This window comes from uncultured Gemmiger sp. (assembly GCA_944388105.1).
In the GTDB taxonomy this organism is placed as follows: Bacteria; Bacillota; Clostridia; order Oscillospirales; family Ruminococcaceae; genus Gemmiger.
This window is the reverse complement of the sequence record CALXHN010000020.1, coordinates 15,012-28,786: the sequence shown is the minus strand read 5'-3', so window position 1 is coordinate 28,786 and position 13,775 is coordinate 15,012. Positions and strand designations below refer to the sequence as shown.

The 13,775-nt window shown below is 56.2% G+C and carries 10 protein-coding genes; 4 read left to right on the top strand and 6 right to left on the bottom strand.

Annotated elements, in window-relative coordinates:
• Nucleotides 1-116 precede the first annotated feature (116 nt).
• From Q0K17_RS04105 to larA, 5 genes are all read right to left on the bottom strand, one after another.
• Entirely contained in the window at nucleotides 117-683 is a 567-nt protein-coding gene (locus Q0K17_RS04105; protein WP_294540240.1) for a hypothetical protein, read from the bottom strand.
• Nucleotides 684-688: 5 nt separating this feature from the next.
• A complete protein-coding gene (locus tag Q0K17_RS04100; protein ID WP_294540238.1) occupies nucleotides 689-2,380 on the bottom strand; it encodes a molecular chaperone HscC in 1,692 nt (563 codons plus the stop codon).
• Nucleotides 2,377-5,490 (bottom strand): tetratricopeptide repeat protein, encoded by a 3,114-nt coding sequence (locus Q0K17_RS04095; RefSeq protein ID WP_294540236.1) that lies wholly within the window; start codon nucleotides 5,488-5,490, stop codon nucleotides 2,377-2,379. The genes Q0K17_RS04100 and Q0K17_RS04095 overlap by 4 nt, the downstream gene beginning before the upstream one ends.
• Nucleotides 5,491-5,715: 225 nt before the next feature.
• Entirely contained in the window at nucleotides 5,716-6,426 is a 711-nt protein-coding gene (larD, locus tag Q0K17_RS04090) for a D/L-lactic acid transporter LarD (protein WP_294540233.1), read from the bottom strand.
• 18 nt (nucleotides 6,427-6,444) lie between these two features.
• Complete coding sequence (gene larA / locus Q0K17_RS04085; protein ID WP_294540231.1) at nucleotides 6,445-7,719, bottom strand: nickel-dependent lactate racemase; 1,275 nt, start codon at nucleotides 7,717-7,719, stop codon at nucleotides 6,445-6,447.
• 133 nt (nucleotides 7,720-7,852) lie between these two features.
• Here larA and Q0K17_RS04080 point away from each other — a divergent pair, with 133 nt between their 5' ends.
• From Q0K17_RS04080 to Q0K17_RS04065, 4 genes are all read left to right on the top strand, one after another.
• Nucleotides 7,853-8,512 carry a Crp/Fnr family transcriptional regulator gene (locus Q0K17_RS04080; RefSeq protein WP_294540229.1) on the top strand — a complete coding sequence of 220 codons (660 nt, stop codon included), beginning with the start codon at nucleotides 7,853-7,855 and terminating at the stop codon, nucleotides 8,510-8,512.
• A 275-nt stretch (nucleotides 8,513-8,787) separates the two neighbouring features.
• On the top strand, nucleotides 8,788-9,654 hold the full coding sequence (gene licT / locus Q0K17_RS04075; RefSeq protein ID WP_294540227.1) for a BglG family transcription antiterminator LicT: 867 nt from the start codon (nucleotides 8,788-8,790) through the stop codon (nucleotides 9,652-9,654).
• A 179-nt stretch (nucleotides 9,655-9,833) separates the two neighbouring features.
• Nucleotides 9,834-11,963 (top strand): PTS transporter subunit IIABC, encoded by a 2,130-nt coding sequence (locus Q0K17_RS04070; protein WP_294540225.1) that lies wholly within the window; start codon nucleotides 9,834-9,836, stop codon nucleotides 11,961-11,963.
• Between the two features lie 101 nt (nucleotides 11,964-12,064).
• Entirely contained in the window at nucleotides 12,065-13,075 is a 1,011-nt protein-coding gene (locus tag Q0K17_RS04065; protein ID WP_294540223.1) for an alpha/beta hydrolase, read from the top strand.
• Between the two features lie 79 nt (nucleotides 13,076-13,154).
• On the opposite strand, the gene Q0K17_RS04060 is transcribed toward Q0K17_RS04065, so the two are convergent.
• Entirely contained in the window at nucleotides 13,155-13,724 is a 570-nt protein-coding gene (locus Q0K17_RS04060) for a rhomboid family intramembrane serine protease (protein WP_294540221.1), read from the bottom strand.
• Nucleotides 13,725-13,775 lie beyond the last annotated feature (51 nt).

The window sequence follows — 13,775 nt, the reverse complement described above, 5'->3', positions numbered from 1 at the left end:
TTGGTTGCGGACGCTCCACCATAAAAAGCGCCATAGAATCGCAAGATTCTATGGCGCTTTTTTGTCTGTGCGGTATTTAACACGGAAGGGTACTGTTCGCGTTTTTGGCCCCGGACTTACGTCAAGGTTACCGAAAAATAGATGATAAGGAACGAACTCCAGAATCCGGCGACTGTCAGGCATAACCCCGTCAAAGAACGGCGGCGGACGGAACAGGGGAGATCTTTCCATGAAGCCCCGCAGCGTCCGGAAAAAAGTGCCACTGCAGGCAGAATTGCCAGCGAACTGGCAAAGATGCAGAACGCGGGAATAAGGCACCCGATCCAAGCCAGAATCAATCCGACCCAGGAAAGCAGCTTCGCAGCGGGATAGACACGACGTTCCGGTGCCTTGGGAGAGGGTTCATTGTAATTGGCGTGGACAGGAAAAAATTGTATGCCGGACACAGCAAAGGCATCCTGCCTCAATGCAGGGGCCGGCACATGACCGGACTCCGCTTTCGGAAGCATCCCGCGGCTGAACCATAATTTGGCCGTGAATACGCCAAGAATGGGTCCCAGAACCCAGGGCAGCAGAATGATCACCACATCCCTGGTCAGCACGCCGACGGCCAGGATCATGGCCGTGGGAATGACAACCAGCAGGCAGGAATAGAGCGTCAGAAGAGAGTGTTTGATCTGCATGAATCTCACTCCATTTCTTCCAGACGGTCCAGGGCTTCAGATAGTTCCTTCCGAGCCTTTTCAATGGCGCGGCGATCCTGCTGGGAAAGAACCTGCTCAAACCATGTCATCAGGCGGTCCACTTCCTGGCGGACAGCTCCATGGGTTTCCTGATACAGTTGTTCGCCGCGAAACAGCAGCAGGCGGTTGGGTTCCTCTTCCCGCGGCGGAATTTTCAGGTACTGCAGTTTTTTCAGGCGTTCCTGTGCTTCCTCGTCGGTCAGCACCCGACTGCCGTTCTGGATGATGCGGCGGTGCTTCTGGCCGGTGGAATTGACCAGGATCTCCACCTCCAGCAAAGAATTCACATCGTATGTGAAGGTGATATCCACAGATTCCGCTCCAGCTCTGTTGGGCGGTACGGGAATGCTCAGTTCACCAAGCTGCAGATTGTCCCGGGCCATGCGGCTCTCTCCCTGCAGCACCACAATGCGCACCTCTGTCTGCTGGTCATGTACGGTGTAGAATCGTTCCGTGCGGCTGACCGGAATCACGGTATTCCGTTCAATGATCGGCGCAAAATGGCCGTCTTCCCGGAAAACACCGTTCGTGGCGGATACTTCCACACCTAGGCTGAAGGGGCAGACGTCTGTCAGGATGACCTCCCGCAGTTCTTCTTTGCGCTCCTTGATGCCGGCAGCTAGAGCAGCCCCCATGGCGATTGCCTGATCCGGGTCGACGCCTGCACGGGGATCGCGGCCGAAGAAATTTTTGCAGAAACCACGGACAATCGGACTTTTGGAGGCGCCGCCCACAAGCAGAATATCATCAATCTCTGATACGGAAAGGCCGGCATCCCGCAGGCTGCGTTCCACCGGCTTGCGGATGCGTTCAAGCAGCGGACGACAGGCGGTTTCGTACTCGCCCCGGCTGATGCCGGTTGAATAGGTCTTCCCGTTCACGTCACAGCTGACAACAGCCAACAACCCTTCCGAAAGAGCCAGTTTTCCCCATTCGGCCTGCCGCCGTACCCGAAAAGCATCGGCAGGGGAGAGGCTGGCAAGATCCAGGTTGATCTTTTTGGCAAACAGTTCCAGCATAGCCTGGGTAAAGTCTTCTCCGCCCAAAAAGTTATCCCCGGCGATGGCATGTACCTCGATGATGTTCTGGAACAGTTCCAGAATGGAAACGTCCAGGGTACCTCCGCCCAGATCAAAAACCAGATAGCGGCCGTCTTCTCCCTGTTCGCAGATCCCATAAGCCATGGCGGCGGCGGTAGGTTCGTTGACGATGCGTTCCACCCGAAGCCCTGCCAATTGTCCGGCCTGCCGGGTTGCGCGGCGCTGCTGGTCATTGAAGTAAGCGGGAACACTGATGACAGCCTCTTCCACAGGCTGGCCCAGATATGTTTCGGCATCTTCTTTCAGGCTTCGCAGAATCAGACTGGAAAGTTCTTCCGGCCGGAAAGTCCGACCACCCAGTTTGTATTCCTTGGCAGTACCCATGCTGCGCTTGAATACCGAGGCGGTGTCAAAAGGATACAAGCCTTCTCTGGCCAGAGCGGTACGGCCAACGTATACGGTCCCGTCCTGTGCGTCCACACTGACCACGGAGGGGGTCAGAAATTCGCCCAGGCGATTGGGGATCAGGCGGGCTTTTTGGCCGTCCACCCAGGCAACCAGACTGTTGGTGGTACCCAAATCAATTCCAACGATCATGTTTTACGTCCAATCTTCTTTCTGATGCGTTTATAGAAAACGGTGAAGTCCAACTCGTCTGGAAAACGCTGCATGGAGTCCTGGCAAAGCTGGGCAGCCTGTTCAAATTTGCCGTCCAATTCCAGCAGAATGACCCGCAGCCCGATGGCGTCCTTGCAGACTGGGCAGGAACACTGGCTGCAAAGCGGCGAGCGTTCCGCTTCCTCCAAGGCAGCCGCAGCCTGTTTGTACTCACCGCGGCAAATCAGGAAAGCCGCCTGACGGGTGTAGTACATGGCCTTGTTATACAGGCTTCGATTCTTTTCCAGACAGGCAAGACCGCGGGTCGCTGCTTCGGCAGCGCCTTTCCGGTCTCCGGAAAAGAAGAGACAGCGCGCAAGACGATCCCATAGATGGTCCTTTTCCGGGGACTCGGCACACAACACTGCGAAGATTTCAGCACCCTGCCGGTAGCGTTCCAGGGAAAGGTAAAGGTTTCCCAGATTTGCTCTACATTCCCGGTTGGTATCAGCGCCGCGGCGCAGATCGTGCAGGGCGCTTCCCATGCGGCCCATTTGCTGAAGCACGGCGGCCTCTTCCTGCCAATAGGACTCTTCTGCGGGGGCGGCCAGTGTCTGCCAAAGATGGAGCACCTGCAGGGCCCGCTGCGGGTCGCCGGCCTGGGCCCAGGTCTGTGCCTGCAGGCACAGGTCACTATAGATGTATTCCTGCTTGATATTGGGCTCCAGGGCCTCCACCGCTTCCGAATAGCGACCGGCACGGCGCAGGGTGATGGCCAGCCGCCGGCGCAGCCAGATGCGATCCTCCTGCCTTGGAATGGACAGCGTCAAAGCCTGCCGAAATCGCTTTTCCGCTTCGTCCAGACGATTCTGCACCAGGTACAACTCTGCCAGATTTCCCAGGTAGGCGGCACACTGCGGAGAGGCCTGTACAGCATGCTGCAGCTGCTCTTCGGCTTCCGCGTACTGTTCCAGTTCCTGCAGACAAATTCCCAGCAGGTTATGCAGGATGGCGCCTTCCCGGATGCTCAACTGTGTTTTATAGGCTTGCGCAGCACCGGCAAAATCACGAAGGCGGAATTGCAGCAGCCGACCCAATGTTTCAAATGCGGTGGGATGGGTGGGGTACAGCCGGCACAGTTCCCGGCAGGTATCCACGGTGGCCGGAATGTTGTTGCTTTCCCGGAGGATATCCACCTTCATATCCAGCAGGCTGACACTTCCCGGGTCGTGGCGCAGGCCTTCGTCCACAAGACGGAGCTTTTCCTGGGCATCCAGCGCTTTGTATTGCAAGGCAACCAAGCGGAAAAAGACCTCCCCGGCAAAGTCCGGCGGATTTTCCCCGCGGCAGGCAGGCAGAAGCGCCTTGTAGTGTTCCAGTGCTTCCTCGTTACGGCGCTCGTGTCCGGCCCACTGTGCCAGACAGTACTCCAGCATGGGATCTTTGATATCGGCGGCCGCCAGCTGATCCAGCAGTTCCTTGGCTTCTTTCCATTGTCCGGCCACCATCAGGATACGGCATTGATAGAGCAGACAGGCCGCATCCCGACCGCCGATTCGCGACATGGCATCATTGAAGGCATTGAAGGATGCCTGCAGCTGGTGCATCTGGAACAGGATTTCGCCGCACAGATAAGAGGCGGCGGGGTCGGAAGGCGCTTCCTTCTGATATTGCTGTATTGACTGCAATGCCTCCTGCAGCCGGGAATCCTGCAGCAAAAACTGGGCTCGGATCCTGCGGCTTTCTGTGATACCGGGCCATTGATCGGCAATCTGTTCGAGCATGGCCAGGGATTTTTCCTTGTCGCCAAGAGAGTGATAGACGCATGCCTGCAGGTGGAGTGCTTCCGGAAGTCTCGGCCGTTCAAGGGAGTCGTGTTCCCGAAGTGCACTTTCCCAGGCGCGCAGATGCACCAGGGCGGCGTCCCATTCCCGGCGGTTTAGTTTGATTTTTGCAGAAAGATTCTCATAATCTGCAGTTCCGGCCATTTCTGCCGGCAGGCTGGACAAGATGGCATCAGCCTTGTCTTCCTGCCCCATCTGATGGCAGGTCCAGGCCAGTTCCATGCTGTTTTCCGTGTCTTCGGGGCAGGCCTGATACCGTGCATCCAGCTGGGGCAGCAACTTCGTATTGAGTTGTATCAGGGCCTGATACACCAGGCGATTATAGGGCAGATCCCGCAGCAGGTCCAGGCAAGCGGTTTTGGCCTCCTGCAAGCGTCCGGCCTGTTCCAGACAGCCGATAAGATCATACCGTGCCTGGGCCAGATCGGGTGCTACTTCCAAAATCTGACGCAAATCCTGTTCTGCCCGGGTGTAATCCTGACGGCGGATGGACAGCTGGGCATGCAGCAGAAGGGCCTGGGAATCCCGGGGCGTCTGTTCCAGAACTTCCTTCAGCTGCTGTTCCGCATCCTCAAACTTTTCAAAAAAGTAGGAGATCCGGGCGCGGCACAAACCGGTACAGGGGTGCCGGACACCGGTGGCTTCCATTCGCGACAAAAATGTTTTGGCCTGATCCATGTCAAGAGAGCTGGTGGCACGCAGACACTGGGAACAGGCGCGCAGATATTCATCGCAGGCTGTTCCGTCGCCGCCATCCAGCAGGGAAAAATCAATCTGATCCCCGTGGGTTATACCGGGCAGGATAATGTTATCAATAAATGCCGGCGGAAACAGGCCGCGCAATTCTTCCGCGCTCTGCTGCAGGCCGAAATGTTCATCCAGCAGGACCCATACCGGATGAGGAAGCAGATAGTGATTTGCCAGATACCCCAACAGGCGGTCGCGGGCCTGAATGCGGTTGGCGGGGCGGGCACAAAAGTCCTCTTCCAGCAGGCGGGTCCATTCGGCCGGACTGCAGCGGCGATGAATATCCTGGTAAATCTCATTTGCATCGGCAATCCAGCGGTCGGCCTCGCTGCCGCCGGACGCATCCGCTGCGGCGGCCTGTTTGGCCAGGGACAGGGCCTGCTCATAGGCGGCACGCAGCTGTTTGAACTCTTCGGGATGATCTTCCGGGTTGGCACCGGAAAGTTTGGCGTGGTAGGCGGCCGTAATGGCGGTGCAATCAGCCGTGGCATCGATTCCAAGAATGTTCCAGATATTCATACAATCACCTCTCATTGCCGGAAAGCGAAACAGGCGAAAATACGATGATGTGCGGACAGGTGTGGTTAATTCTTATTATAACATAGAAAAGCCGCTGCCAAAAGAGGGCAGCGGTTCTTCTGCGTATGTTTTACAATCCATATGGCGACAGACCGGCCCAAATAACAAAAGCTGCTGCCGCAGGAGGAACTCTGCACGGCAGCAGCTTTTGGTTGGAGGCATCTGTTACATGCCAAGGAAATATCTGCAGAACAAGGCGGCAACGACGGCGCCGACAAAAGGAGCCGTGCCGGGAACCAGCAGGCCATACTGCCAGTCATTGTCGGTCTTGTTGCGGATGGGGAGAAGCTGATAGGCAAGGCGGGGACCCAGGTCGCGCGCCTGATTCATGGCGAATCCGGTGGTGCCGCCGAAGCCCATGCCGACGGCCCAGACCAGCAGACCCACACCGATGGGAAGCCAGCTCTCATAGTTTTTGGCAATGCAGAGAATGGCGGTCAGGAACACTGAGGTAGCAAAGGCTTCCACAAAATAGTTGCGCGGCAGGTCTCGCATGGGCGGGTTGGTGGAAAAGATATTGCGCACGGCGATGGGGTCCACCTCATCTGCGCTGGCCCGGAACTGATCGGCATACATCACATAGCAGATCAGAGCCCCCACAAAAGCGCCGGCCATCTCCGCAATGGCGTAGGGAACAAAGGCGGACCAGGGGATCATACCCAGGATGGACTGTGCCAGAGCCATGGCGGGATTGAGGCACACACCGCCGAAGATCATCAGCACCACCGAGATGCCGAAGCCCCAGGTCGTGATGGCAAACAGATGGCCGGACCCGCGGTATTTGCTGTTTTTCAGCACTTCGTCACAATGGACGCCGACACCGAAAACGATCATCAGACCGGTGCCGAGAAATTCTGCCAGAAGATTGTGAATCATGATTTCCTCCTGCTGCTTTTACTGAACGACTACCGACAGACCATCGGGGATAACCGCAACTTTGGCACTGCTGCCCATACGCAGCAGCGCGCGGGCCAGGGCATCATCCGCGGTGGGAGCCAGTTCCAGATGCAGGTTGGCGGCAATCTTCGGATCCAGAAGATCCGAGACCAGGATCACATGGTACTTGGTCAGGATGCGGGCCAGAATCTGGCTGGTCCACTGTTCGGGAACCGTTTCCAGACGGGGCGTGGCAATGGCTTGCGCCAGGAAGGCCTCAGGAGACTCGGCATTGGCAATGTTGTCATAAAAAGCCTGTCCGCCGTGTCCGTCGCGGCAGCCGGCTACCATGATGATGATACCGCCTTCACGGATGGTGGCTTCGGCGGCGGTCATACCCTTCACTGCCTGGTACACATTCTGATCCAGCGGATAGCCGCCGTTGGTGGTAACGGCAATGTCGCAGGGGACCTTGTCCACATGGGCCAGGTCCTTGACGAAGTTGCAGCCGGCCAGATGTGCCTGCTCCACATCGCCCGCAAAGGAACCGATGATCTGCTTCTCTTCGTTGAGCACCACATTCAGGATGAATGCCAGCTTGGCGGCATGGGCGGCAAACACCATGTCGGCATGGATGCGGTTATGGCTCAGGTTCCCGGTGCGGCATTCGGGAGACGCGATAAATTCACCGCAGTGGTTGGCCTGGATGGTCTTATAGCTGGAAATACCGGGCAGAACGGCCTTGCGTCCGCCGGAGAATCCTGCAAAGAAGTGGGCTTCAATGAAGCCTTCCGCCAGCAGCAGATCTGCCTCGGCGGCGACGCGGTTGATCAGGCAGTGTCCGCCGCTGGGAAGAACGCCGATGTCCACCATGGCCGCGTCGTCCCGGGCGTCATGCATGACGATTTCCTCGTGGTCCACGATCTCCTGGCCGTACTTGGCAATCAGTTCTTCCCGGGTGGAAGCGCGGTGAAAGCCGGTTGCCACCAGGATCCGGATACGGGCATCCGGGGCGACACTGCGGATCCGACGTAGCAGGATGGGGGTGATGATGGCCGAAGGCACCGGACGGGTGTGGTCAGAGCTGATGATGACAATGTTCTTTTTGCCCTTGGCCAGTTCTTCCAGGCTGAGAGACCCGATGGGATGGTTCAGAGACTCTTCCACCAGTTCGGCACCGGACTTGGTAGGGCGATATTCCGCCTGACGGGAAACAAGCACTCCTGCCAGATTGCCTTCCGGCACATGCAGCGTTTGGGTCCCTGTATCATAAGGCAGGCTGATCTCTTTCATGTGAGCACACTTCCTTTTGAAATTGAGGTTGATTTCGGAAAACTCACCAAGTTTAGCATGTTGGGTATGGACAAACCACCCCAAAAGATGGTATCATTTGTTACACAGAATCAGATAAAGGAGCCGTTTCCGGATGGACAGCAATGCATATCTGTTGCAGCAGCTTGCGCGCTGGGGGTACACCCTGGAAGAACGCCCGCGGCACGCCTATCTGGCATACTGCGGGCTGGATCAGCCGTTTACTTATGTGTTGGCCCACGGGGTGGTCAAGACAAGCATCATCCTCAAAAACGGCAGGGAGTTTAATATTGCTTATCTCAAGGGACCTTCGGTTATTTCTCTGCTGCGGGATGAAGTCTCTGCCTTTACCAGTGCACCGTTCAATATCCGGGTAGAGAGTGACAAGGCGTCTTTTTACAAAGTTCCCCGGGTGGAGCTTTGGAACAATCTGAACCACGATACCGGATTGCAGCAGTATGTAAAGGAATACTATCGGCAGCGCTGGAGCGAAAGTATCCGCAGCCAGCAGCTGCTTGCCATGAACAGCAAGCGCGGGGTCATCTGCGGTTTTCTGCTCAACCTGGCCCAGCAGTTCGGGCGTCCGGTGGACGGGGGCATCCTGATCGATTTTATCGTTCCGTATGAAGATATTGCCGGGTTCTGCGGGATCTCCACCCGCAACAGCGTCAACCGCATCATCAGCGAATTGCGGCATGACGGCTTGCTGGATCTGCGGGAACGGCATATTCTGATACCCTCACTGGAAAGCCTGCGGGAACAAATCGCGGAGTGATGGAACAGGCTCTGCAAAGGGGTATTTGCAATCTGCCAAAAAAGCTATGAGGAAAATTGGGCAGGACACCGAAAAGTGCGTTCCTCTGCCCAAAGCTGTTGACTTTTTGTCAAACTCGTGGTATTTTGAACTTGTGAAATTGATCGCCTCGCCTTTGCGGCTTGGCTTGGTTGGATTGTTACCGGTCATGCGGGCTAGACCAACTCTATCTTCAAAACTCAGCGGTGGGCTTTGTGCGATAGGGCTGGTATTTTTTTTGCAAAGGAGGCGCAGGGTTGCGCATCAAAAAGGTCATCAATAACAATATCCTGTGTGTCATTGATGAAAAAGGCAGCGAGATGATCGTGACCGGTCGGGGCATCGGCTTCGGGCGCAAAGTGGGGCAGTTTGTGGACCCCGGTCAGGTGGAAAAGACCTACCGCATGGAAGATCAGAAAGAGCAGCGCCGTCTGCGGGAACTGGTGGAACAGATTCCGCTGGAACATCTGCGCCTGACGGAAGAAATGCTTTGCGAAATCAAAACCGCAATCCCTCAACCCCTGAACGAATCTCTGCTTATCACGCTAGCAGACCATATCAGCTTTGCCATTCAGCGCAAGGAGCAGGGCATAGAATTCAAGAATCCGTTGACGGGCAGCATTCTGTGCTACTATCCCACCGAGTACCAGCTGGGCAAGCGGTGTCTGGCCCTGGTTCAGGAGCGCTGTGGTGTGGAGCTCAATCCGGATGAAGCTGCATTCATTGCGCTGCACATCGTCAATGCCGAGCTGAACACCGACATGAGCGAGATGTACGACATCACCCGCTTCATTGACGGTGCGGTGGAGGTTGTGGAGTACTTTTATTCCGACAGGCCGCCTTTCGACCGTGACTCTCTGGAATTCAGCCGGTTTGTGGTTCATCTGCGTTATTTTGCCCAGCGACTGTTTCAGGACAAGCTCATGCCGGACAGCGATGACGAAAGTGACCGCATGTTCCGTGCCCTGATTGCCCGCAACTGCAAGCAGCATTATAAATGTGCCCGCTGTGTGGGAGAATATGTGGAGAAGACCTGGCACAAAAAGCTTTCCGAAGAAGAATTGATCTATCTGACCATTCACCTCAAGCGCATTGCGGGGGATACCCGCGAACCGGTGCGCTGAACACAATCGTATAACGGGCCGTCCGGACATCCGGCGGCGCGGGGTAGTTACCGCTTCTCTGTATCAGGCGGGCTAGACCTGTATAAACTGGACAGGGAATTTTCTGTGCGGTTTGTATAGGTCTTTTTTTATACAGTGTCCGTAATTCAACCCTGTCTTTATGGTAAGGAGGAAACCTGATGAAAGACAAAATCTTTGGCGTTCTGCAGCGTGTAGGCCGTTCGTTCATGCTGCCCATCGCCCTGCTGCCGGTGGCTGGTCTGCTGCTGGGCATCGGCAGTTCGTTCACCAACGAGACCATGCTGGCGGCTTACGGCCTGTCCGGCGTGATCCATCCCGGCACCGTGATCTACACCATCCTGGACATCATGAACCAGTGCGGCAGTGCGGTGTTCAACAACCTGGCCCTGCTGTTTGCCATGGGTGTTGCCATCGGTATGGCCAAGAAGGAAAAGGAAGTGGCCGCACTGTCCGGCGCCATTGCTTACCTGGTCATGAATACGGCCATCAGTGCCATGATCAACGCCAACGGCGGCGTAGAGGCGATGGAAGCCAACTCCACTGCTTCTGTGCTGGGCATCACCACCCTGCAGATGGGTGTGTTCGGCGGCATCATCGTCGGCCTGGGCGTGGCGGCGCTGCACAACCGCTTCTATCGCATCCAGCTTCCCCAGGTACTGTCCTTCTTCGGCGGCACCCGCTTTGTGCCTATCGTCTGTACGGCCGTGTACCTGGTAGTGGGCATCGTTATGTTCTATGTCTGGCCGGTGGTGCAGCATGGTATCACCCTCCTGGGCAACCTGGTCATCAGTTCCGGCTATGTGGGCACCTGGATTTATGGCCTCATTGAGCGCGCACTGATTCCCTTCGGTCTGCATCATGTGTTCTATATGCCCTTCTGGCAGACGGCCGTGGGCGGCACCGCGGTGATCGACGGTGTGACCGTGCAGGGCGCTCAGAACATCTTCTTTGCCGAACTGGCCTCCAAGTCCACCACCGTCTTCTCGGTGGAAGCTACCCGCTTTATGGCCGGCAAGTTCCCGCTCATGATCTTTGGCCTGCCTGGTGCGGCTCTGGCCATGTACCGCACGGCCCGTCCGGAAAAGCGGAAGGTGGTAGCGGGCCTGCTGCTGTCTGCGGCCCTGACCTCCATGCTTACCGGTATTACGGAACCCCTTGAATTCACCTTCCTCTTTGTGGCACCTGCCATGTACGCTGTTCACTGTGTCTATGCCGGCCTGTCTTATATGCTCATGCACATTCTGAATGTGGGCGTTGGCATGACCTTCTCCGGCGGCCTGATCGACCTGACTCTGTTCGGCATCCTTCAGGGCAATGACAAGACCCACTGGATTTGGATCCCCTTTGTCGGTGTATTCTACTTTGTGCTGTATTACTTTACCTTCACCTTCATGATCCGCAAGATGGACCTCAAGACTCCGGGCCGTGAAGACGACAACGAAGAGCCCAAGCTGTACACCCGCAGCGACTTCAAGGAAAAGACCGGCATTGGCCCCGACGGTGCGCCCCGCAAGGGCGGTGATACCGTTTCCGCTTTGATTCTCAGCGGCCTGGGCGGCAAAGCCAACGTTTCCGATGTGGATTGCTGCGCCACCCGTCTGCGCGTTACCGTGGTGGATGCTGCCAAGGTGCAGGATCCTCTGCTGCGTCAGAGCGGCGCATCCGGCATCATTCACAAGGGCAACGGCATTCAGGTGATCTACGGACCGCAGGTGTCGGTCATCAAATCCAACCTGGTGGAATATATGGAAAGCCCTGCAGCGGACCAGCCCCTGACGGTGGAATCACCTGCAGCCGCGCCGCAGCCGGCTCCCAAAGCAGCCGAGACTTCCGGCAAGGCTGAAACGCTGGGAGCGCATATGAATGGCGAGGTACTGCCCATGGAAGAGGTAAAGGATGAGGCCTTTGCTTCCTGTGCTCTGGGTGAGGGAATTGCCGTAGAGCCTTCCGAAGGCAAACTCTATGCCCCGGCGGATGCTACTGTGGACAATCTCTTTGATACCCACCATGCCATCGGTCTGGTGACCGAGACCGGCGCCGAACTGCTGCTACATATCGGGATTGACACCGTCAAACTGGGCGGTGAGCACTTTACCGCCCATGTGAAGGTGGGGCAGAAGGTCAAGAAGGGTGATCTGCTCATCAGTTTTGATATGGATGCCATCAAGGCCAAGGGCTATCTGTGCACCACCCCCATGATCGTCTGCAACACCGATGACTACAAGGCGGTCAAGCCTCTGGTAACCGGTACTGTCAAGGCTGGTCAGGATATTCTGCGCGTGGAATGATCTTCGTTTCTCACGCCTGAACAAAACAGCGGGAACACCGGGCCAACGGCGCCGGGGTTCCCGCTGCTTTTATGCTTTGCCGGCGGAGAAAATAGCCGGCGGTGGTTGACGTTTCAGCCGAAGCAGGGTATGCTTACAGTAAATCGAACACTGTGTCAAACAGGGAGGCGACCATGGCAGACAAGACCGAACGAACCTACCGATCCGCGGATGGAGTGACGGATATCCACGCATGTTGCTGGATGCCGGATGACCATAATCCCAGAGCTATCCTGCAGATTTCCCACGGTATGCTGGAGTTTGTTGACCGTTACGATTCTTTTGCCGGATATATGGCAAAGCAAGGATTTCTGGTGGTCGGCCATGACCACCTTGGACATGGGCTGTCGGTGCGTTCTGAACAGGACTGGGGGTATTTCACCGCAGGGGATGGTTCCGAAATCCTTTTGCAGGACCTGCACACCCTGCGCACACTTACCCGACAGGAATATCCGGGCATTCCGTATTTCATGCTGGGGCACAGTATGGGCTCTTTCATTCTGCGCCGTTATCTGATGGAGTATGGAGAGGGTCTGACGGGGGCCATCATCTCGGGAACCGGCTACAAGGCAGAAGCGCTGGCGGATGTCTTTTTGGCCGTCTGCCGTGTGCTGGCAGCACTGCACGGTTGGAATTGCCGCAGCCGGTTGGCAAAAGAGCTTTTCTTTTCCGGCTCCTTCCATAAATTTGATATGGACGGCACCCATCCGGAAAACAGTTGGCTGACTTCTGATTCCGATATCGTTCGCTGTTATTATGCAGACCCGCGCTGTACCTTTCCGTTTACGGTCAGCGGTTACTATACCATTACCCGACTGCTGAAGAATATCCAGCGGCCGGAAAACATTGCAAAAACACCGCAGGCGCTGCCCCTTCTGTTCGTCTCCGGTGCGGATGACCCGGTAGGGGAGTTTGGTGCCGGTGTGCGCAAGGTCTGCGAATTGTACCGGGGCGCCGGTCACGGCAAGCTGGAACTCAAGCTGTATCCCCAGGCACGACATGAGGTACTGAATGAGAAAAAACGACTGGAATACTGGCAGGAGATCCTGAACTGGTGCTGCGATCTTATCTGAAGTCAGGACCATATATAAAGTAAAAGGGCGGTGCGCAACCGGAAATCTGCGTGCCGCCCTTTGTTTATTGCCAAACCAGTCAGCGTCTGCGTACACTGAACCCAAAGATGGTTCCGCATACACCGCCCACGATATGCATAAAATTGGCTACATTATCCTGTACGAACAGAATGTCGTATACCTGCTGTCCCAGGTATAAACCAGCCACCAGCAGCAGAGTCAGCGGGATGGAACCGCCCCGGGTACCTGCCAGACTGGAAAGCATGATCAGCATGAATACCACACCGGAAGCACCCAGCAATGCCGTACCGGGAAACAATACACACTGCAGGATGCCGGAGACCAGAGCTGTGAAAGCTACCCCCAAAAGCAGGGTACGGCTGCCGTATTTTTCCTCCAGCGGCGGCCCTACCACCAGAAGAAGCAGCATATTGTTGATGAAGTGGGACCAGTTGGCGTGGCCCAGAACATGCAGGAAAAGCCGCGCGTAAAACAGGGGATCGGTGATGGAAGAGCGATACACGCTGAACAGATGTGTGGTCGTCCAGCCGTCGGTCACGCGGCCCAGGATCAGTGCCAGCAGAGAAAGGAAAAAGATGGAAAGGGTGACAGGGGCATTATACTGAAAACTGATGGTGCGTCTTTTCACGAGCACGCCTCCCTTGCGGTTGTCCGGTGATACAGATAAATTTTATTATAC

Excerpts from the sequence above, each read along its gene's own strand:
- Q0K17_RS04080 (WP_294540229.1), top strand. The coding sequence starts at position 7,853 with ATGGACAGCAATGCATATCTGTTGCAGCAGCTTGCGCGCTGGGGGTAC.
- Q0K17_RS04100 (WP_294540238.1), bottom strand. The coding sequence starts at position 2,380 with ATGATCGTTGGAATTGATTTGGGTACCACCAACAGTCTGGTTGCCTGG.
- larD (WP_294540233.1), bottom strand. The coding sequence starts at position 6,426 with ATGATTCACAATCTTCTGGCAGAATTTCTCGGCACCGGTCTGATGATC.
- Q0K17_RS04095 (WP_294540236.1), bottom strand. The coding sequence starts at position 5,490 with ATGAATATCTGGAACATTCTTGGAATCGATGCCACGGCTGATTGCACC.
- Q0K17_RS04070 (WP_294540225.1), top strand. The coding sequence starts at position 9,834 with ATGAAAGACAAAATCTTTGGCGTTCTGCAGCGTGTAGGCCGTTCGTTC.
- larA (WP_294540231.1), bottom strand. The coding sequence starts at position 7,719 with ATGAAAGAGATCAGCCTGCCTTATGATACAGGGACCCAAACGCTGCAT.
- Q0K17_RS04105 (WP_294540240.1), bottom strand. The coding sequence starts at position 683 with ATGCAGATCAAACACTCTCTTCTGACGCTCTATTCCTGCCTGCTGGTT.